A 17958-nucleotide genomic window follows, 5' to 3' on the forward strand; every position below is an offset into this window, starting at 1 on the left:
GTCGTTGTGTTGAGGAGTATTCGTGCTGGTCCTGCTGCCGCCCTCCGAAGGCAAGGCTCCCTCTGGCGGCGGTGCGCCGCTGGAGCTGGGGGCGCTGGCGCTGGGCGGGCTGACCGCCGCGCGGGAGGCCGTGCTCGGGGAGCTGGTGGAGCTGTGCTCGGGGGACGAGGACAAGGCGCGCGAGGTGCTGGGGATCGGCGAGGGGCTGCGCGGGGAGATCGCCAAGAACGCGGGGCTGCGGACGGCGGGGGCGCGGCCCGCCGGGGAGATCTACACCGGGGTGCTCTACGACGCGCTCGACCTCGGCTCGCTGGATGCGGCGGCCGCCCGGCGCGCGGCCAAAGCCCTGCTGGTGTTCTCCGGGCTGTGGGGCGCGGTGCGCGTCACGGACCGCATTCCCTCGTACCGCTGCTCGATGGGGGTGAAGCTGCCCGGCCTGGGTGCGCTCGGCGCGTACTGGCGGGCGCCGATGGCGGACGCCCTGCCGGAGGCGGCGGGTGGCGGGCTGGTCCTGGATCTGCGGTCCTCCGCCTATGCGGCCGCATGGCGGCCGAAGGGCGAGGTGGCCGGGCGGACGGCGACCGTGCGGGTGCTGCACTCCCGGGTGGTGGACGGGGTGGAGAAGCGGTCGGTGGTCAGCCACTTCAACAAGGCGACGAAGGGGCGCATCGTCCGCAGTCTGCTGACGGCGGGTGCCGCCCCGCGGAATCCGGCGAAGCTGGTGGAGGCGCTGCGGGATCTCGGGTACGTGGTGGAGGCGGAGGCTCCGGGCCGGGCGGGGAAGGCCTGGGCGCTGGATGTGGTGGTGAGCGAGATCCACTGAGGGCCGCCCGAGGGGCGGGAGGGGCGTTGCAGGGGGTGCAACGTTCGTTGCGATGGGTGTGGGGGGTGGGCAGGATGAGCGGCATGGTCTCGCTTCCGCCCACGTCGTCACCTGTGCCGTCGTCCGGGGCGTGGTCGCTGCTCGATGTCGCGCCGGTGGTGCCGGTGGTCGTGGTGGAGGACGCCGGGGACGCCGTACCGCTGGTGCGGGCGCTGGTGGCGGGCGGGCTTCCGGCGGTCGAGATCACGCTCAGGACCCCGGCCGCGCGGGCGGCGATCCGGGCGGCGTCGGCCGAGGTGCCGGACGCGGTGGTGGGGGCGGGCACGGTGCTCACCCCGGCGCAGGTCGACGACTGTCTGACGGCCGGGGCGCGCTTTCTGGTCAGCCCGGGGTGGACGGACGCGCTGCTGGCAGCGATGCAGGGATCGGGGCTGCCGTTCCTGCCGGGTGTCTCGACGGCGTCGGAGGTGGTGGCGCTCCTGGAGCAGGGCGTCACGGAGATGAAGTTCTTCCCGGCCCGGGCCGCGGGCGGCACCGCGTATCTGAAGTCGCTGGCCGGGCCGCTCCCCCGGGCGCGTTTCTGTCCTACGGGCGGGATCGGCCCGCTGGACGCCCCGGAGTATCTGGCCCTGCCCAACGTGGGCTGTGTGGGCGGGACATGGATGGTTCCGCCGGACGCGATCGCGGCGCGGGACTGGGCGAGGATCGAGGGGCTGGCGCGGGAGGCGGCGGCGTTGGGGGGCCGGGGTCCGACGGGAGCCCGGCGGTCTCCGGGGCCGTTCAGCGCAGGTGGGACGTGTCGTTGAGGAGGCGGACGGTCGCGTTGCCGTCCGTGTAGTACGCCACCGCGGACAGGGAGGCCGCCGAGAGTTCCATGCGGAACAGCGACTGCGGGGGCGCCCCGAGGGCAAGCCGGACCAGCGTCTTGATCGGGGTGACATGCGAGACGAGCAGGACCGTGCGGCCCGCGTACGCGGTGAGGAGCCGGTCCCGTGCGTCGGCGACCCGGCGGGCTACGGCCGCGAAGCTCTCCCCGCCGCCGGTGGGTTCGGCCTCCGGGTCGTGCAGCCAGGCCTCCATGTCGTCCGGGTACCGCTCCCGGACTTCGCCGAAGGTAAGGCCCTCCCAGGCGCCGAAGTCGGTCTCCCGCAGTCCCTCCTCGACGGCCGTCTCCAGCCCCAGCCGGGCAGCGACAACACCGGCGGTCTCCCGGCAGCGGGCGAGGGGTGACGAGACGACGGCCTGGATCGTCCCGCGCGCGGCCAGCGCGGCGGCGGTCAGTTCCGCCTGGCGGCGGCCGATGCCGGAGAGCGAGGGGTCGCTGCCGCCGCGACCGCCGCTGCCGCTGCCGCTGCCGCTGCCGCTGCCGGAGAACCGCTTGAGCGGGGTGAGGGGTGTCTCGCCGTGCCGCAGCAGGACGAAGGTGGCCGGGGCTCCGAGGTCGGGCGGCGCGGAGGCGACGTTACGGGCGGCCCGTACGTCGTCCGCGGCGGACGCCCCCTTGCCTTCGGGGAGTGCCTTGCCGCCCGGCAGCGCCTCGCCCGCGGGCACCGCCGTACTGCCGGGCACCGCCGTACTGCCGGGCACCGCCGTACTGCCGGGCACCGCCGTACTGCCGGGCGCCGCCGCACCGCCGGGCTCCGTCTCGGCGCCCGACGCTGCCTCGCGGCCCGACGCGGGTGCGGACGCGGGCGGGGTGACCGGGGTCGCCGGGGCGGGCGGAGTGCCCGGAGCGGATGGGACGGCCGGAGCGGCCGGGTCCACGGGTGCCGTCGGAGCAGGCGGGACGGCCGGAGCAGGCGGGACGGCCGGAGCGGACGGGACGGTCGTGGTGTCCGGGGCGGCCGAGGTGTCCGGGGCGGCCGCAGCGGGCCCAGCCGTCGTCCTCGCCTCGGCGGTCGCTTCGGCCAGGGCCGCGCGGGCGCGGGCTGCGCCTGCGGTCGCGTCGCCCGGGGGGCCGTCCGGCTTCGGGGGCCGGGCGGCGGTCGGGGCCCGCTCGGCGGTGGAGCGGCCCGGCTCCCACTGCTCTCCCCGGCTCCCCGCGTCCATCGCCTCGTTGGCGAGCCGGTCGGCGTGCTTGTTCTGCTCGCGCGGGATCCACTCGTAGGTGACCTGCCCGGCCGGGAAGAGCGCGGCGGCCTGCATCGCCAGCGGTTTCATCGCCGGGTGCTTGATCTTCCAGCGGCCCGACATCTGCTCCACGACCAGCTTGGAGTCCATGCGGACGTGCACCCGGGCGTCCGGGTCGAGTTCCCGGGCCGCACGCAGGCCCGCCAGCAGTCCCCGGTACTCGGCGACGTTGTTGGTGGCGGTTCCGATGAACTCGGCGCGCTCCAGGAGGGTTTCACCGGTCACCGCGTCCAGCACCACACTGCCGTAGCCCGCGGGCCCCGGGTTGCCCCGGGAACCGCCGTCGGCCTCGACGATGAACTCCCGCACGCGCAAAGCCCCTTACATGCTGTACAGCCCTTGCAGCCCTTACAGGCCGGACTCGGAGGTGCGCACCAGGATGCGGCGGCAGTTCTCGCAGCGGACCACCGTGTCGGGGGCGGCCGAGCGGATCTCGCTCAGCTCGGTGATCGCCAGCTCCTGGCGGCAGCCCTGGCAGGTGCGCTGGTACAGCTTGGCCGCGCCGATGCCGCCCTGCTGCTCGCGCAGCTTGTCGTAGAGCTTCAACAGGTCCGCGGGCACCGAGCCCGCGACGATCCCGCGCTCCTTCGTCACGGAGGCGGCCTCGCCGTCGATCTCCCCGCAGACCGTGTCCCGGCGCGCGCCCGCCTCGTCGATCTTCGCCTGCACGGACGCGACGCGCCCGGTGAGCTCGGCGACCCGCTCCTGCGCGGACTCCCGGCGCTCCATGACCTCCAGGACCACGTCCTCCAGGTCGCCCTGGCGCTTGGCGAGCGAGACGATCTCGTGCTGGAGGTTCGCCAGGTCCTTGGGGGAGGTGACCGCGCCCGAGTCCAGGCGCTGCTGGTCGCGGGTGGCGCGCTGGCGCACCTGGTCGACGTCCTGCTCCGCCTTGGTCTGCTCCCGGGCGGTGTCGCTCTCCTCGGTCTGCGCGGCCACCAGCAGGTCGCGCAGCTGCGTCAGGTCCTTGGTCAGCGACTCGATCTCGGCGTGCTCGGGCAGGGACTTCCGCTTGTGCGCGAGCTGCTGGAGTCGTACGTCCAGGGCCTGTACGTCGAGAAGTCGGATCTGGTCGGCGGGCGCGGCGTTCAGTTGGGGGCTCCAGGGGTCTTCGTCGGGTTGGTCGCCGCGTGGGCGGTCCAGGGGTCGGTGACCGTCTTGGAGACATGGACGCGCAGGTCCCATCCATGACGGTCGGAGATCTCGTCGAGCTGGGCGGCGGCCAGCTCGCACCAGGGCCACTCGGTGGCCCAGTGCGCCGCGTCGAGCAGCGCGAGAGGACTGTGGGTGCCCGCCGCCATGAACTCCGAGGCCGGGTGGTGGCGCAGGTCGGCGGTGAGGAAGGCGTCGACGCCGGCCGCGCGGACCTCGTCGAAGAGGCTGTCGCCGGAGCCGCCGCTGACGGCGACCGTGCGGACGAGTGCCTCGGGGTCGCCGGCCACCCGGATGCCCTGCGCGGTGGCGGGCAGCCGCTCGGCGGCGCGGGCGGCCAGCTCGCGCAAGGGCACCGGACGGTCCAGCTCGCACACCCGGCCCAGGCCGCGGCGGCCCTCCGGGTCGGTGGGGTCCGGGACCAGGGGGCGGACGACCCTCAGGTCGAGCGCACCGGCGAGGGCGTCGCTGACGCCGGGGTCGGCCTGGTCGGCGTTGGTGTGGGCGACGTGCAGCGCGATGTCGTTCTTGATGAGGGTGTGCACCACACGGCCCTTGAAGGTGGAGGCCGCCACCGTCGTCGTACCGCGCAGATAGAGCGGGTGGTGGGTGACCAGCAGGTCGGCACCCAGCTCCACCGCCTCGTCGGCGATCTCCTGGACGGGGTCGACGGCGAAGAGGACGCGGGACACCTCCTGGCCGGGGTCGCCGACGACGGTGCCGACCGCGTCCCAGGACTCGGCCCGCTCGGCGGGCCACAGGGTCTCCAGCGCGGCGATGACTTCAGACAGACGGGGCACGGGGAAAGGCTACCTGCCCCAGGTCCGTGCCCCGCCGGTCGCGGGTGATTCCCGGCGTCCGGGAGGCCCACGTTCCCGGCATCCAGGAGGCCCGCGGGTGAGGGGGCGGGCGAGGGGACGCGGGGCGGGGGTTGTGCGGGGGCGGGGCGCGCGCCGTCCTGTGCAGCACATCCGCCCCGTTTCCTCCAGCGATTGGCCCCACGGACACCCTTATGTGTGAAGCGCCCGAATTCACAGGTCGCGCCCGTGCGTACGAAAACTAGTTTCGTGGCTGGAGGTGACCGAACGATGACGGCCTGTGCCTTCGAGTCCGCCACGGCGGACGGAAGCGAGTGGGCGACCCGGCCCGGATGCGTGATCACCGCGGACGGGTCCTACGCGGCACGCCTCGCCCACAGGGGCGGGTCCTGGTATCCGGAGCGCTGGACGCTGGACGGCCCCGAGCCGTACGCCGTGCCGCTGCCCGGCAACCAGCCCGAGGAGCCCGGCACCGAGGTGCAGCCGCTGACCGACGGGCGGGTGCTGATCCACCGCCCGGTGGGCGGGCGCCACCTGTTCTCGCTGCTGTATCCGACCGGCCCCGGCACCGGCGAACTGCCGCTGGGCGCGGTGGACGGCTCCCTCGGGGGCGTCCGGCTGCGGCTGCTGCCGCCCGCGCCGACGGGCGACCGCGCCTGTGCGCTCGCGGTCGGCCCCCGGTCCACCACGGTGTGGCTGGTGGCGGGCGGGACCAACGGCCCCGAGCGGCTGGCGGAGCTGCCCGGCCGCTGCTCGGGCGGGGTCTGGCTGGACCGTTCCGGCCGGATGCTGGCCCTGGACCGGGCGCTCGACGACGGCCCCACCAAGACGGTGGTGGTGGATCTGGGGCGGGGCGGTGCGGTGTCGCCGCTGCTCCAGATCACGGACGGGAGCACCGACCGGCTGCTGCTCGCGGATCCGGACAGCGGGCTGCTGCTGATCCGCTCCGACGCGCCCTCGCCGGGCCGGGAGCGGCTGGGCTGGGGCGTGCTGGGAAGCACCCTTCCGGTGCGCTTCCCGGGCTGCCTGGACCTGGACAGCCCGATGACGCCGTTCGCGATCCAGCCGGGGCAGTTGCTCGCTCCGGAGAGCTGTGCGGTGGCGTTCCGGGTCGACGGACCGGCGGGCAGCTGGCTTGCGGTCTGGCGCCCGGCACACCGCCGGGCCCGGCACCTGCCCGCGCCCCAGGGATGGTTGGCGGGGGCGGGGCTGTGGACGCGGGAGGGCGTGCTGCGGCTGCCGTTCGCGACGGGCGCGGTGCGTTGCGGGGTGGCGCGGCTGGAACCGGCCGTCACGGCGTCCGGACCCCCGGCCCGGCAACCGGCCCGGCAACCGGAGCAGGAGCGGGAGCGGGAGCCGGAGCACGGGCAGTGCCGGGAGATGGAGGCGGAGGGGAAGACGGAGAGCGAGGGGGACGCGGAGACGGAGGGGAAGGCCGCGCAGGAGTCGGTCCGCCCGGTGCCCCTGCAACAGGCCCCGCTGCAACAGCCGCCCCCGGTGTCCCCCCGCCCCCGCAAGGTCCCCGCGTCCAGCGGAATCACGCTGCGCCGCACCCTCACCTGGCCCCGCCCAGACACCGCGGCCGCCCCACACCCCGGCATGCCCACCCCACACCACGGCGTGTCCATCCCACAGCCCGGCACGCCCGTCACACACCCCGGCGCACCCGTCACAACGACTCAGCTCCCCCTCACCAGCCCCACGGCCCCCGCACCGGCGGGCACACTCCCCTCACCCCCGGCGCCCTCCGACACGGCGAACATCGCAACCCCCGCCCCTGCTGTCACTGCCGCCCGTTAGACTCGCCCGGCTGTACGAAGGATCATGTTGACGGGGTGAACACTGCTCATGAGCGACACCAGCACCGCATCGCCGCTGTCGGCCGAGGCCCAGGACGACCTGGGGCATGGCAGGCACCGTGGCCCGGTCTCCGCCGAGGACCACGACGCGGCCCCGCACGGTCGGCACCGTAGGCCGTCCGAGCAGTCGGAAGAGACCGGCACCGCCGCCTGAGCGGCACAGGGAGCGCGCACCGGCGGCGCCCACAACGGTGAGTGCGCCGCTACGACGGTGAGCGCGCCGGTCGTCGTACCGGACCCGGCCCCGTTCGTCACCTGACGGACGGGGCTGTTCCGTACCGGCCCCCGGCTCGGGACCTCAGACCCCCCGAGCCGACGGACGAGCCGCGGCGTCCTCCCCCGCGTGGTCCCCGTCGGGCGCCGGGCCGGATTCGAACCGGTCCGCCGCCCTCGTGTGCGCGAGCCCCAGCACCTCGGCGGCCGCGAAGGTCTCGCCCGGGGGCCGCCCGGCGTAGTGCGGGGTGAGCAGCGCGTCGAGTTCGTCGTAGGTGAAGACGTCCTGCCGGGTGTCGAACCGGGCGTGGACCCGGGGGCGTTCGACGATCGCGACCATGCCGCCGTGGACGACGAGGAGCTGGCCGTTGACCGCCGCGGCGGCCGGGGCGGCGAGATAGCCGACAAGCGGGGCGACATGCTCGGGGGCAAGCGGGTCGGGGCCCTCGTCGGGCCGCCCGAGTCCGGCGAAGACGTCCTCGGTCATCCGGGTGCGGGCACGCGGGCAGATCGCGTTCACCGTCACCCCGTACCGGGCGAGGGCGAGGGCGCTGGAGGTGGTCAGCCCGACGATCCCGCCCTTGGCCGCCGCGTAGTTGGGCTGTCCGGCCGAACCCGCGAGGAACGCCTCGGAGGAGGTGTTCACGATCCGCCCGTAGACCGGCCCCCCAGCCGCCTTCGCCCGGGCCCGCCAGTGGGCGGCGGCGAAACGGGTGGTGTTGAAGTGGCCCTTGAGGTGGACCCGGATCACGGAGTCCCACTCCTCCTCGGACATCGAGAAGACCATGCGGTCGCGCAGGATGCCCGCGTTGTTGACCAGGATGTCCAGCGGGCCGAACTGCTCGACCGCGAACTCCACCAACGCTTGGGCCTGTTCATGGTCCGCCACGTCCCCGCAGTGGGCGGCGGCCCGGCCGCCCGCCGCGCGGATCTCGGCGACGACCTCACCGGCGGGCCCGGCGGAGGCCGCGCCGGAACCGTCGCGTCCGGGCTGCCCGTAGTCGTTGACCACGACCGACGCGCCGAGCCGGGCCAGTTCCAGGGCCTCGGCCCGGCCGAGGCCCCGCCCGGCGCCCGTGACGATCGCGGTCCGTCCCTCCAGTGGCCGTGCCATCGCGTCCGTTTCCCTTCGCCGGAGTTCAGATGTCGCCGGGTTCAGATGTCGCCGGAGTAGATTTCGCCGTGGTTCAGACTTCGCCGGGGTTCAGATCTCGATACAGGTGCGCAGGGCCGTGCCGGTCCGCATGTGGTCGAGCGCCTCGTTGATCCCGCTCAGCGGCACCCGGTGGGTGATCAGGCCCTCCAGGTCGATCCGGCCCGCCCGCCAGAGGGCGATGGTCCGCTCGTAGGAGCGCAGGACGTCTCCGCCGCCGTACAGGGAGGGCAGGATCCGCTTCTCGTCGAAGAACAGCTCGAACATGTTGAGCCGCAGGAAGTCGTCGAGCGCGCCCGCGCCGACGACGACCAGGGTGCCGCCGCGCCGGGTGTTCTCGTATGCGGTCCGGGCGGTGGCCGACGTGCCGACGACCTCGAAGACATGGTCGAAGCCCTCGCCCGCGGTCACCTGCTGCCGGGCGTCGGCCAGCCCGTCGGGGGCCACGGCCCGGGTGGCGCCGAACCTCAGGGCGGCCTCGCGGCGGGACGCCACCGGGTCCACGGCCACGATCTCGGCGGCTCCCCTGAGCCGGGCGCCCTGGATCACGGAGATCCCGACGCCTCCGCAGCCGATGACGGCGACCGATGAACCGGCCGCCAGATCGGCGGTGTTGAGGGCGGCGCCGAGGCCGGTGGTCACCCCGCAGCCGATCAGGGCCGCGATGTCGTAGGGGACGTCGTCGGGGATGGGCACCGCGCAGCCCGCGTCGACGACGACCTCCTCGGCGAAGGTGCCGGTACCTGCGAAGCCGAAGACCTCGGGGGAAGCCGAGCCCGCACGGCGGAAGTTGGGGGTGCCCGCGTTCAGGAAACCGGCCAGGCACAGTTCGGTCTGGCCCCGCTTGCAGGCGGGGCAGGCGCCGCAGGAGGGCAGCCAGCACACCAGCACCCGGTCGCCCGGCCGCACATGGGCCACCCCCTCCCCGGCTTCGAGGACCTCACCCGCGCCCTCGTGTCCCGGTACGAAGGGGGCGGGCTGCGGGAGTACGCCGTTCATCGCGGACAGGTCCGAGTGGCACAGCCCGGTGGCGCGCACCCGGATCCTCACCTTGCCGGGACCGAACCCCGCCGCCTCGATGTCGTCGAGCACCTCCAGCTTGTCCCGGCCGATCTCGTGCTGTACGGCTGCGCGCATGGTGCGGCTCCCCTCTCGGTTCGGGTCACGGAAAGACGGATCGGGTAAGGGAAAGGCGGGCCTGGACGGACGCACCGCTCACCCGCACTGGACGACGGTGTCCGCGAGGACGGGCGCGTCGTCCCGTTCGACGGCGCTCACGGCCGCCCGTATCGCGCCGTCCTGCCGCCACATGCGGATGCGCAGGGTCTCGCCGGGATAGGCCACCCCGGCGAAGCGCGTGGCGTAGGACCGCACCCGGGTCACATCGCCGCCGAGCAGGGTGTCGACGACCGCCTTGAGCGTGACGCCGTAGGTGCACAGGCCGTGCAGGATGGGTCGTTCGAATCCGGCGAGCCGGGCGAATTCGGGGTCGGCGTGCAGCGGGTTCCAGTCGCCGGAGAGGCGGTAGAGGAGGGCCTGGTCCTCGCGCAGCGGCCGTTCGACGGTGCTGTCCGGTTCGCCGTGCGGCGGGGCGAGGCGGGCGGAGGGGCCCCGGTCGCCGCCGAAGCCCCCCTCTCCGCGCAGAAAGATCTGGGCGTCGTTGGTCCACAGGGGGCCGTCGGCGTCGGTGACCTCGGTGCGCATCACCAGCACGGCGGCCGTGCCCTTGTCGTAGATCGCGGCGATGCGGCCGGTGGCGGTCGCGGTGCCCGTGGCGGGGACCGGGCGGTGCAGGGTGAGGCTCTGGCCGCCGTGCAGGACGCGTGCGAGGTCGACCTCGATGCCCGGCAGGGACAGTCCGGCGATCACCCCGGGCGCGCCCGCCCCGGCCACGGTTGCGAAGCTCGGCAGGACGTGCAGCCGGGACTCCAGGGTGTAGCGCAGTTCGTCCGGGTCGGTGGCGGGGCTGTGCTTGTCGGGGCGGGCGCCCGCGCCGATGCCGAGGTGGTACAGCTGGACGTCCTTGCGGTCCCAGGTGATCTCACCCGAACGGGGTTCCGCGGCGAGGGCCTTGGCTGCGTCGATGGGCATGGGGCTCCTGACAGAGGCGGAGGGGACCCCGGCGCGGCCGTCCGCACCGTCGGCCGCACCGGGGTCGTCGCGGGGCCGCCCGGAACCCGCCCGTTCTAGAACGCGTTCCAGTACGGCGACCCCCTGTATAGCCCAGGGCTCCGGGCTTGTGAAGACACCTGACACCACGTCAGCTTCGCGGGGTCGCGGTGACATTTGTCCTGCCCGAGTCCGTACAAGCGCATCTGCCGGGAGGGCCCCGGCCGTTCGTAGTGTCGGGGGCATGACGAAGACGACCGGGACACCGCCCGCCGTGTCCTTCACGGGGGCGGTCAGGACCTACGGCGCGCTGCGCGCCGTCGACGGCATCGATCTGGAGATCGGGACCGGCGAGACCGTCGCCCTGCTCGGCCGCAACGGCGCCGGCAAGTCGACGACGATCTCCCTGCTGCTCGGCCTCGGCACACCCGACGCGGGGCGCGTGGAGCTGTTCGGCACCTCGCCCGAACAGGCCGTGCGCGCGGGCCGGGTGGGCGCCATGCTCCAGGAGGGCCGGGCGGTGCCCCGGGTCACCGTCCGCGAGCTGGTGACCTTCGTGGCCGGGCGCTACCCCGACCCGCTGCCCGTCGCGCGGGCGCTGGAGCTGGCCGGGATCACCGAGCTGGCGGGGCGGCGCGTGGACCGGCTCTCGGGGGGCCAGACCCAGCGGGTCCGCTTCGCGGTCGCCCTCGCCGGGAACCCCTCGCTGCTGGTACTGGACGAGCCGACGGCGGCCCTGGACGTGGAGGCCCGGCACGCCTTCTGGGACTCGATGCGCGCCTACGCCCGCGGCGGCCGCACCGTCCTGTTCTCGACGCACTACCTGGAGGAGGCGGACGCCTACGCCGACCGGATCCTGGTGATCGACCGGGGCCGGATCGTGGCGGACGGCACCGGCGAGGAACTGCGGCGGTCCGCGGGCGGCAGCCTGGTCTCGGTCGACCTGGCGGGCCGCGGCTCCGACGGTCTCGACCTGCTGCCCGGGGTGCGGTCGCTGGAGGTCCGCGGGGACCGGGCGCTGCTGCGCACCGACGACTCCGACGCCACCGTCGTCGCCCTGGCCGGCCTGGGCGCGATACGCGGCCTGGAGGTCGCCCCGGCGTCACTGGACGACGCCTTCCTGGCCCTGACGGCACACAGGGACGAACGCGAGCACGGGAACGGGCGCGAGCGCGAGCGCGGACATGGGCGCGGACACGAGGGCGAACACGGGCGCGAGCACAAGCACGAGCACGGCCACAAGGACGAGGACAAGGACGAGAGGGAGACGGTGTGATGGGGGACTATCTGCGGCTGGAGGTGCGCCGGACCCTGCGCGACGTCGGCTTTGTGATCGGCGGGGTCGCGATGCCGGTGATGATGTACCTGCTGTTCACCAACATCGGCGGCGGCAACGGCGACGGCGCCTGGCGCACGGCGTCGATGGTGGGCATGGCGGCCTACGGCGCGGTCGGCTCGGCGCTGAACACCGGCGGCGGGGTGGCGGAGGACCGGGCCGTCGGCTGGCTGCGGCAGCTGAGGGTGACCCCGATGACCCCGCGCCAGGTCGTACTGGGCCGGGCCCTGACCGGCGCGGTGACCGTGCTGCCCGCGATCGTCGCGGTGCTGGCGGCGGGCGGCCTGCTCAACGGGGTGCGGCTGGCCGCCTGGCAGTGGGCCGCGATCGCGCTGCTGCTGTGGCTCGGCTCGGTGCCCTTCACCCTGCTCGGGCTCGGCAACGGCTACCGGATGACCGCGCAGACCACGGGCGTGACGAACATGATCTGCAATCTGGGGCTCGCCGTGCTGGGCGGCCTGTGGTTCCCGGTCTCCCTGTTCCCCGGCTGGCTGCGCACCCTGTCCGCGTACACCCCGACCCACCGCTTCGCCCAGCTCGGCACGGCGGTCGCCGACGGGCACGCCCCGGCGCCCGCGGCGGTCCTGGTGCTGGCCCTCTGGCTGCTGGTGTTCGGTTCGTACGCTGTCCTGTCGTACCGCCGGAGCGCGGCGACCGGCTGAACGGGGAGAGAGATGTCCTGGATGTCCACGATGTCATCAGGGTGGAGCGCCTGGCGCTCGGCGGTGCGGGAGGCGCGGGAGCAGCAGCGGTACTACAAGGAGAACAAGGTGCGCCTGAAGTCCGAGTACCGGGCGGCGCGCGCGTGCGGGAGGATCCCGGACAGCCCGGGCCCCCCGCCCAGCGGCTTCACCCTGCTGCCCTGGCTGCTGCTGGGGATGGGTGCCTTCTCGAACATCTTCCAGAGCAAGACCCCGAACCCGTGGATCGGCGGTCTCGGCCTGCTCGCCTTCAACTCCCTCTATATCTACGTGGCGTTCCGCGCCTTCGTGAAGCAGACCCGCGAGGCCCGCTCCACCCGCCTGGCCCTGGGCCTGATGGCCGTGCTGACCTGCGGGCTCTCCATCGGCTACGGCGGCAGCTGGCTGCTGTTCTTCCCGCTGCTCGGGCTGGCGACGGGCGCGGTGGTGCGCGGCCCCCAGCTGCGCCTCGCGGGCACGGCGGTCGCGGTGCTGGCGGGAGCGGTCAGCGGTGCCCGGGACGGCTGGAACGGACTGAACATCGCCTACGCCACCTGGATCTCGACCATGGTGACGGCCGCGATCCTGTCCCTGTCCGAGGCGGTCCGCGAACTGCGGGCGGCCCGGGAGGAGCTGGCCCGGCGCGCGGTGGAGGAGGAGCGGCTGCGTTTCTCCCGCGATCTGCACGACCTCCTCGGGCACACCCTCTCGGTGATCGTGGTGAAGTCGGAGGCGGCCCGCCGCCTGGCGCGCCGGGACATGGACGCGGCACTGGCCCAGGTGACGGACATCGAGTCGGTGGGCCGCCAGGCGCTCACCGAGATCCGGGAGGCGGTGACGGGCTACCGCGAGGGCAGCCTCGGCACGGAACTGGACCGGGCCCGGTCGGCCCTCACCGCCGCGGGCATCGAGCCCCGGGTGCAGCAGTCGGGGCCGCCGTTGGCACCTGCGACGGAGGCATTGCTCGGCTGGGTGGTGCGGGAGGCGGTGACCAACGCCGTGCGCCACAGCGGTGCCGCGCACTGCGGGATCACCGTGGAGAGCGCCCCCGAGCGGGTCCGGCTCACGGTCGTCGACGACGGGGACGGCACATCCGCGCGGCCCGTACCGGAGGGTGTCGGCGGCACCGGTCTGAAGGGCCTGACGGAACGCCTCGCGGCGGCGGGCGGTTCACTGCGGGCGGGTCCCTCACCGCGCGGCGGCTTCACGGTCACCGCCGAACTCCCCGTGGAGGCCGCGGACCTGCCCCAGCAGCCGCAGCATCCGGGACGGCCACTGCCCACGGCACCTGGCGGCACGGGCTGACCGGGCGGCCCGGCCCGTACCCGCGGCCACCCGCCCGGGCTGCTCATCCGGACCGCCCGTCCGGACGCTCGTCCGGAGAACGTGCCCGTCCGGCCCCCCGCCCGCCCGGTCCTCCCTACGATGGCCCCGTGAACGAGACAACGGGGGACCCCCGGGCGGCGGGCCCGCCCGTCCGGGTGCTGCTGGCCGAGGACCAGGGCATGATGCGCGGGGCGCTCGCCCTGCTGCTCGGCATGGAGGAGGACATCGAGGTCGTGGCGCAGGTCGCGGCGGGCGACGCGATCGTGGACGCCGTACGGGACCACCGCCCCGATGTGGCGCTCCTCGACATCGAACTGCCCGGCATGAGCGGCCTGGACGCGGCGGCCGTGCTGCGGGAGCGGGCCCCGGACTGCCGGGTGCTGATCCTCACCACCTTCGGCCGCCCCGGCTATCTGCGCCGCGCCATGGAGGCGGGCGCCGCAGGGTTCCTTGTGAAGGACGGCCCGGTGGAAGAGCTGGCCGCGGCGATCCGGCGGGTACTGGCCGGGGAGACGGTGATCGACCCGGCGCTCGCCGCGGCGGCCCTGAGCGCCGGGCCCAGTCCGCTGACCGCGCGCGAGCGCGACGTACTGAACGCGTCCGTGGACGGCGCGACCGTCGCCGACATCGCAGGAAAGCTGCACCTCTCCGAGTCCACGGTGCGCAACTACCTCTCCTCCGCCATCGGCAAGACCCGCACCCGCAACCGCATGGAGGCCATGCGGGAGGCCCGCCGCCAGGGCTGGCTGTAGCGGCCCCGGATCACCGCCGAAGCGCACTCCGGGCCGCGGCCGACCCCCGTCCGACCGCGGCCCGGAGTGCGCTAGTTCAACCCGACGGACTTCATCTCCGTCCCCTTCGGTGCCACGCAGACGAACCAGTCGACCGGCGTTCCGGCCGCCGGACGGATCGTGTTGCCGCTGCCGGGGTCGTCGGAGGCCCTCCGGACCACGGTGGACGTGCCGTCCTTCCATGAGCAGGCGACCTGCCGGGCGGTCTTGGCGACCTGGCCCACCACCAGCTGGCCGTCGCGGCCGCCCATGGGCGCCGCGGCGGACTCGAACTCCATGTTCCTCAGCGGGTCCCACCGCCCGACCGTGTCGAACATGATCGTCTCCGGTCGGCCGCCCCCGTAGGTCCAGCGGACGAAGTAGGAGGTCTTGCCGACCCGGCCGTCCCCGCGGACGCTGCCCGTCGACGGCAGTCCCTCCCGTGCCATCGCCGTGGTCTGGTTCTCCGCCTCCTTTCTGTTCCGAGGCGCGTCCCACACCTCCACCGAGACCCGCCACTGCCTGCCGAGGTCCACCCCTCTCGCGAGCGTGGTGACCAGGGGCTTGTCCACCTGGTGGGTGCCCGGCGAGGCAGGCTGTGTCGCCGCGGGCTCGACGCGCTTCCCGTCCGTGCCCGGGTCCCAGGCCATGGCGAGGGTCGCCCCCGTGGCCCCGCAGAACGCCACCGCGGTCGTCGCCGTCAGCGCCCAGCGGCGCGTCCTGCGGCGCCGCCCCCCGCGGACCACCGCCTGGACGGGGACGACGCCCACCTCCACCCGGTCGGCGGCCTCGGCCAGCAGAAAGGCGATGTCCCCGTGCGCCATGCCCCCACGCGCCACACCCCCGTACACAACGTCCCCGTACCCAGCGCCCCCGCATTCCCTGCCGGTCCGGCCGGTCTCGCCGGTCCTGCCGATCTCGCCGGTCCCGCCGGTCCTGCCGATCTCGCCGGTCCCGCCGGTCCTGCCGATCTCGCCGGTCCCGCCGGTCCCGCCGATCCGCGTCTCACGGTCCCCGCTCATCGCTGCCGCCCTCCCTCGGTCACCATCTCCGCCAGTCCGGACACGGCACGGAGCTTTGCGATCCCCTTGGCCGTGTTGCTCTTCACCGCGCCGACCGAGCAGCCCATCGCCTCGGCCGTCTGCGTCTCGGTGAGGTCCTCCCAGTACCGCAGCACCACGGCCTCCCGCTGCCGCGGGGGCAACTGCGCCAGCGCCGTCAGCAGCGCGCCGCGGTCATCGGCCTGCGCGATGCGGTCGCCGGTCTCGGGCACCTCGTGCACCAGCCCCGAGTCGTCCCTCGGTGCGAGGAACTCCTTGAGACGTCTGCGGTGCCTGCGGGCATGCGCGTTGATCATCATGCGGCGCACATAGGCCTCCGGGTCGTCGGCCGCACCGACCCTGCGCCAGGCCACGTAGACCCGTTCGAGCGTGGACTGGACCAGGTCCTCCGCACCGTGCTGCTCCCCCGTGAGCAGAAATGCCGTGCGCATCAGCCGCGACCAGCGGCCGATGACAAAGCTCTGGAACTCGGTGTCCCGAGCCTGTTCCCGATCCCCCATGGGCACCTCCTTGACGTCAAAGGGAGTCCATGAGGCACCCGGATCGTTGCCTCGGCCCAGAGATCTCCCCCGCGGCACGCCCATTCCGGCCCGGAGATCTCTCCGTGGGATGACGGCAGGTCAGATCCTCACGGGTTGGTCAAGGATTCATTAGTGGGCCGAAGCATCGGAATAGTTGCCCATGCATACGAGGTTCACCCGGTGCCTGTACCCGCACTCCGCACGTTTCTCCCCTTCCGGCCTGGAGGCCCCACCTCATGACGCACACGACCGACCAGCCAGCCCGGAGGCCGTCCGGCGCGATCGTGCCGGTGCTCGCCTTCGCGGGCATCGTGGTCGCGGTGATGCAGACGCTGCTGGTCCCCGTCATCAAGGATCTGCCCCAGCTGCTGAGCACCGCGCCCAGCAACGCCACCTGGGTCCTCACCTCCACCCTCCTCTCCGGCGCCGTGGCCACCCCGATCATGGGCCGCCTCGGCGACCTCTACGGCAAGCGGCGGATGCTGCTCGCCAGCCTGGCCGTGATGGTGGTCGGCGCCCTGGTCAGCGCGCTCACCGACGCCCTGCTGCCGATGATCGTCGGCCGTACGCTCCAGGGCTTCGCGATGGGCGCGATACCGCTGGGCATCGGCCTGATGCGGGACATGCTGCCCCGCGAGCGGCTCGGCTCGGCGATGGCCCTGATGAGTTCCTCGATCGGCGTCGGCGGCGGACTCGCGCTGCCCGCGGCCGCCCTGGTCGCCCAGCACGCCGACTGGCACACCCTGTTCTTCGGCGCCGCCGGGCTCGGTGTCCTGGCGATCGTCCTCACCCTGCTCGTGGTGCCGGAGTCCCCGGCCCGCGCCAAGGGCTCCTTCGACCTGCCGGGCGCGCTCGGCCTGTCCGCCGGTCTGGTGCTGCTTCTGCTGCCGATCACCAAGGGCAGCGACTGGGGCTGGTCGTCCGGCACCACGCTCGGCCTGTTCGCCGCGTCCGTCGTGACCCTCGTCCTGTGGGGGCTGTTCGAACTGCGGGTGGCCGCCCCGCTGGTCGACCTGCGCACCACCGCCCGCCGCGAGGTGCTGCTCACCAACCTCGCCTCGATCATGGTCGGTGTCTCCTTCTACGTCGTCTCGCTGGTCCTGCCGCAGCTGCTCCAGCTGCCCGCCGCCACCGGCTACGGCCTCGGCCGGTCGATGGTCGTCGCGGGCCTGTGCGTGGCCCCGCTGGGCCTGACGATGATGTTCACCGCCCCGGTCTACGCCCGCCTGTCCGCCCGCTACGGCCCCAAGGTCACCCTGCTCATCGGCCTGGTGATCATCGCGATCGGCTACGGCGGCGGCCTCGGCCTGATGGACGCCGCCTGGCAGACCGTGGTGACCTCGGTGATCCTCGGCGCGGGCATCGGCCTCGCCTACTCCTCGCTGCCCGCCCTGATCGTCGGCGCGGTCCCGGCCTCGGAGACCGGCGCGGCCAACGGCCTCAACACCCTGATGCGTTCCATCGGCACCTCGGTCTCCAGCGCCGTCATCGGCATGGTGCTCGCCAACACCGCGCAGCATGTGAACGGCATGGCGATCCCGACCATGCACGGCTTCCGGGTCTCGTTCCTGATCGCGACCGGCGCGGTGGCCCTCGGTCTGCTGCTCGCCCTGTTCCTGCCGGGGCAGCGCCCCTCGGCGGCGGTGCAGCTGCGGGCGAGCAGCGAGGAGGACGCCAACCTGGAGCGCGCCGAGGAAGTCCTGCGGGGCTTCCGCGGCCGGGTCCTGGACGCCGGGGGCGCCCCGGTCGCCCGCGCCCGGGTCACGCTGATCGACCGCCGGGGCCGCCAGGCGGGCGCCACGCTCTCCGCGGAGGACGGCAGTTACGCGCTGGCCGTCCCGGCGCAGGGCCCCTACGTGGTGGCCGCCCGGGCCGCGGGCCACGCCCCGCTCGCCTCCTCGGCCACCCACACCGGCGACGACCGCCCGGTGGACCTGGATCTCTCCCTGCCGGGCGAGACCGTCCCGGCCTGACCCGCCCCGCGCCCCGCGCCCCGCACCCCCCGTC

17 protein-coding genes are annotated in these 17958 nt (G+C 74.0%); 9 read left to right on the forward strand and 8 right to left on the reverse strand.

Annotated elements, in window-relative coordinates; genetic code table 11:
• Nucleotides 1–22: 22 nt before the first annotated feature.
• Both yaaA and eda read left to right on the forward strand, forming a co-directional pair.
• A complete protein-coding gene (yaaA, locus tag ACIHAA_RS15615) occupies nucleotides 23–823 on the forward strand; it encodes a peroxide stress protein YaaA (RefSeq protein WP_399817202.1) in 801 nt (266 codons plus the stop codon).
• A gap of 83 nt (nucleotides 824–906) precedes the next feature.
• A complete protein-coding gene (gene eda / locus ACIHAA_RS15620) occupies nucleotides 907–1629 on the forward strand; it encodes a bifunctional 4-hydroxy-2-oxoglutarate aldolase/2-dehydro-3-deoxy-phosphogluconate aldolase (RefSeq protein WP_399817430.1) in 723 nt (240 codons plus the stop codon).
• On the opposite strand, the gene ACIHAA_RS15625 is transcribed toward eda, so the two are convergent.
• Genes ACIHAA_RS15625 through ACIHAA_RS15635 form a run of 3 tightly spaced genes read right to left on the reverse strand, consistent with a single transcriptional unit; the run spans nucleotide 1604 to nucleotide 4905 of the window.
• Complete coding sequence (locus ACIHAA_RS15625) at nucleotides 1604–3262, reverse strand: bifunctional RNase H/acid phosphatase (protein ID WP_399817204.1); 1659 nt, start codon at nucleotides 3260–3262, stop codon at nucleotides 1604–1606. The genes eda and ACIHAA_RS15625 overlap by 26 nt on opposite strands.
• Nucleotides 3263–3301: 39 nt before the next feature.
• The gene (locus ACIHAA_RS15630) at nucleotides 3302–4045 is read right to left on the reverse strand and encodes a zinc ribbon domain-containing protein (RefSeq protein WP_399817432.1); all 744 of its coding nucleotides are present in this window, start codon (nucleotides 4043–4045) and stop codon (nucleotides 3302–3304) included.
• On the reverse strand, nucleotides 4042–4905 hold the full coding sequence (locus ACIHAA_RS15635) for a Nif3-like dinuclear metal center hexameric protein (protein ID WP_399817206.1): 864 nt from the start codon (nucleotides 4903–4905) through the stop codon (nucleotides 4042–4044). Before ACIHAA_RS15635 ends, ACIHAA_RS15630 begins: the two co-directional genes overlap by 4 nt.
• 288 nt (nucleotides 4906–5193) lie before the next feature.
• Here ACIHAA_RS15635 and ACIHAA_RS15640 point away from each other — a divergent pair, with 288 nt between their 5' ends.
• Together ACIHAA_RS15640 and ACIHAA_RS15645 are read left to right on the forward strand one after the other, a co-directional pair.
• On the forward strand, nucleotides 5194–6723 hold the full coding sequence (locus tag ACIHAA_RS15640) for a hypothetical protein (RefSeq protein ID WP_399817208.1): 1530 nt from the start codon (nucleotides 5194–5196) through the stop codon (nucleotides 6721–6723).
• Between the two features lie 48 nt (nucleotides 6724–6771).
• Nucleotides 6772–6936: a hypothetical protein gene (locus tag ACIHAA_RS15645; protein ID WP_399817210.1), complete on the forward strand. Its 165-nt coding sequence runs from the start codon at nucleotides 6772–6774 to the stop codon at nucleotides 6934–6936.
• 144 nt (nucleotides 6937–7080) lie between these two features.
• Here the strand turns inward: ACIHAA_RS15645 and ACIHAA_RS15650 are convergent, their stop codons facing one another.
• The 3 genes from ACIHAA_RS15650 to ACIHAA_RS15660 form a co-directional block, all read right to left on the reverse strand.
• A complete protein-coding gene (locus ACIHAA_RS15650; RefSeq protein WP_399817212.1) occupies nucleotides 7081–8109 on the reverse strand; it encodes a 3-oxoacyl-ACP reductase in 1029 nt (342 codons plus the stop codon).
• Nucleotides 8110–8199: 90 nt separating this feature from the next.
• The gene (locus ACIHAA_RS15655; RefSeq protein WP_399817214.1) at nucleotides 8200–9285 is read right to left on the reverse strand and encodes a Zn-dependent alcohol dehydrogenase; all 1086 of its coding nucleotides are present in this window, start codon (nucleotides 9283–9285) and stop codon (nucleotides 8200–8202) included.
• A gap of 78 nt (nucleotides 9286–9363) precedes the next feature.
• Nucleotides 9364–10239 (reverse strand): MaoC/PaaZ C-terminal domain-containing protein, encoded by an 876-nt coding sequence (locus tag ACIHAA_RS15660; protein ID WP_399817216.1) that lies wholly within the window; start codon nucleotides 10237–10239, stop codon nucleotides 9364–9366.
• Between the two features lie 262 nt (nucleotides 10240–10501).
• Here ACIHAA_RS15660 and ACIHAA_RS15665 point away from each other — a divergent pair, with 262 nt between their 5' ends.
• The 4 genes from ACIHAA_RS15665 (at nucleotide 10502) to ACIHAA_RS15680 (ending at nucleotide 14351) form a co-directional block, all read left to right on the forward strand.
• On the forward strand, nucleotides 10502–11533 hold the full coding sequence (locus ACIHAA_RS15665; RefSeq protein WP_399817218.1) for an ATP-binding cassette domain-containing protein: 1032 nt from the start codon (nucleotides 10502–10504) through the stop codon (nucleotides 11531–11533).
• On the forward strand, nucleotides 11533–12255 hold the full coding sequence (locus tag ACIHAA_RS15670; RefSeq protein ID WP_399817220.1) for an ABC transporter permease: 723 nt from the start codon (nucleotides 11533–11535) through the stop codon (nucleotides 12253–12255). The genes ACIHAA_RS15665 and ACIHAA_RS15670 overlap by 1 nt, the downstream gene beginning before the upstream one ends.
• 12 nt (nucleotides 12256–12267) lie before the next feature.
• A complete protein-coding gene (locus tag ACIHAA_RS15675; protein ID WP_399817222.1) occupies nucleotides 12268–13578 on the forward strand; it encodes a sensor histidine kinase in 1311 nt (436 codons plus the stop codon).
• Nucleotides 13579–13706: 128 nt separating this feature from the next.
• On the forward strand, nucleotides 13707–14351 hold the full coding sequence (locus ACIHAA_RS15680) for a response regulator (RefSeq protein ID WP_399817224.1): 645 nt from the start codon (nucleotides 13707–13709) through the stop codon (nucleotides 14349–14351).
• Nucleotides 14352–14422: 71 nt separating this feature from the next.
• Here the strand turns inward: ACIHAA_RS15680 and ACIHAA_RS15685 are convergent, their stop codons facing one another.
• Together ACIHAA_RS15685 and ACIHAA_RS15690 are read right to left on the reverse strand one after the other, a co-directional pair.
• A complete protein-coding gene (locus ACIHAA_RS15685; RefSeq protein WP_399817226.1) occupies nucleotides 14423–15391 on the reverse strand; it encodes a hypothetical protein in 969 nt (322 codons plus the stop codon).
• Nucleotides 15388–15930, reverse strand: a complete 543-nt coding sequence (locus ACIHAA_RS15690) for a SigE family RNA polymerase sigma factor (protein WP_399817228.1) — start codon at nucleotides 15928–15930, stop codon at nucleotides 15388–15390. Before ACIHAA_RS15690 ends, ACIHAA_RS15685 begins: the two co-directional genes overlap by 4 nt.
• Before the next feature lie 257 nt (nucleotides 15931–16187).
• On the opposite strand from ACIHAA_RS15690, the gene ACIHAA_RS15695 reads away from it, so the two are divergent.
• The gene (locus ACIHAA_RS15695) at nucleotides 16188–17924 is read left to right on the forward strand and encodes an MFS transporter (protein ID WP_399817230.1); all 1737 of its coding nucleotides are present in this window, start codon (nucleotides 16188–16190) and stop codon (nucleotides 17922–17924) included.
• Nucleotides 17925–17958: the final 34 nt, after the last annotated feature.

It is taken from the genome of Streptomyces sp. NPDC052040, from assembly GCF_044548405.1.
GTDB lineage: Bacteria > Actinomycetota > Actinomycetes > Streptomycetales > Streptomycetaceae > Streptomyces.

What these genes read in the sequence shown, in the direction of transcription:
- eda (WP_399817430.1), top strand. Translation starts at nt 907, where the DNA reads ATGGTCTCGCTTCCGCCCACGTCGTCACCTGTGCCGTCGTCCGGGGCG.
- ACIHAA_RS15640 (WP_399817208.1), top strand. Translation starts at nt 5,194, where the DNA reads ATGACGGCCTGTGCCTTCGAGTCCGCCACGGCGGACGGAAGCGAGTGG.
- ACIHAA_RS15645 (WP_399817210.1), top strand. Translation starts at nt 6,772, where the DNA reads ATGAGCGACACCAGCACCGCATCGCCGCTGTCGGCCGAGGCCCAGGAC.
- ACIHAA_RS15650 (WP_399817212.1), bottom strand. Translation starts at nt 8,109, where the DNA reads ATGGCACGGCCACTGGAGGGACGGACCGCGATCGTCACGGGCGCCGGG.
- ACIHAA_RS15655 (WP_399817214.1), bottom strand. Translation starts at nt 9,285, where the DNA reads ATGCGCGCAGCCGTACAGCACGAGATCGGCCGGGACAAGCTGGAGGTG.
- ACIHAA_RS15660 (WP_399817216.1), bottom strand. Translation starts at nt 10,239, where the DNA reads ATGCCCATCGACGCAGCCAAGGCCCTCGCCGCGGAACCCCGTTCGGGT.
- ACIHAA_RS15665 (WP_399817218.1), top strand. Translation starts at nt 10,502, where the DNA reads ATGACGAAGACGACCGGGACACCGCCCGCCGTGTCCTTCACGGGGGCG.
- ACIHAA_RS15670 (WP_399817220.1), top strand. Translation starts at nt 11,533, where the DNA reads ATGGGGGACTATCTGCGGCTGGAGGTGCGCCGGACCCTGCGCGACGTC.
- ACIHAA_RS15675 (WP_399817222.1), top strand. Translation starts at nt 12,268, where the DNA reads ATGTCCTGGATGTCCACGATGTCATCAGGGTGGAGCGCCTGGCGCTCG.
- ACIHAA_RS15685 (WP_399817226.1), bottom strand. Translation starts at nt 15,391, where the DNA reads ATGAGCGGGGACCGTGAGACGCGGATCGGCGGGACCGGCGGGACCGGC.
- ACIHAA_RS15690 (WP_399817228.1), bottom strand. Translation starts at nt 15,930, where the DNA reads ATGGGGGATCGGGAACAGGCTCGGGACACCGAGTTCCAGAGCTTTGTC.
- ACIHAA_RS15695 (WP_399817230.1), top strand. Translation starts at nt 16,188, where the DNA reads ATGACGCACACGACCGACCAGCCAGCCCGGAGGCCGTCCGGCGCGATC.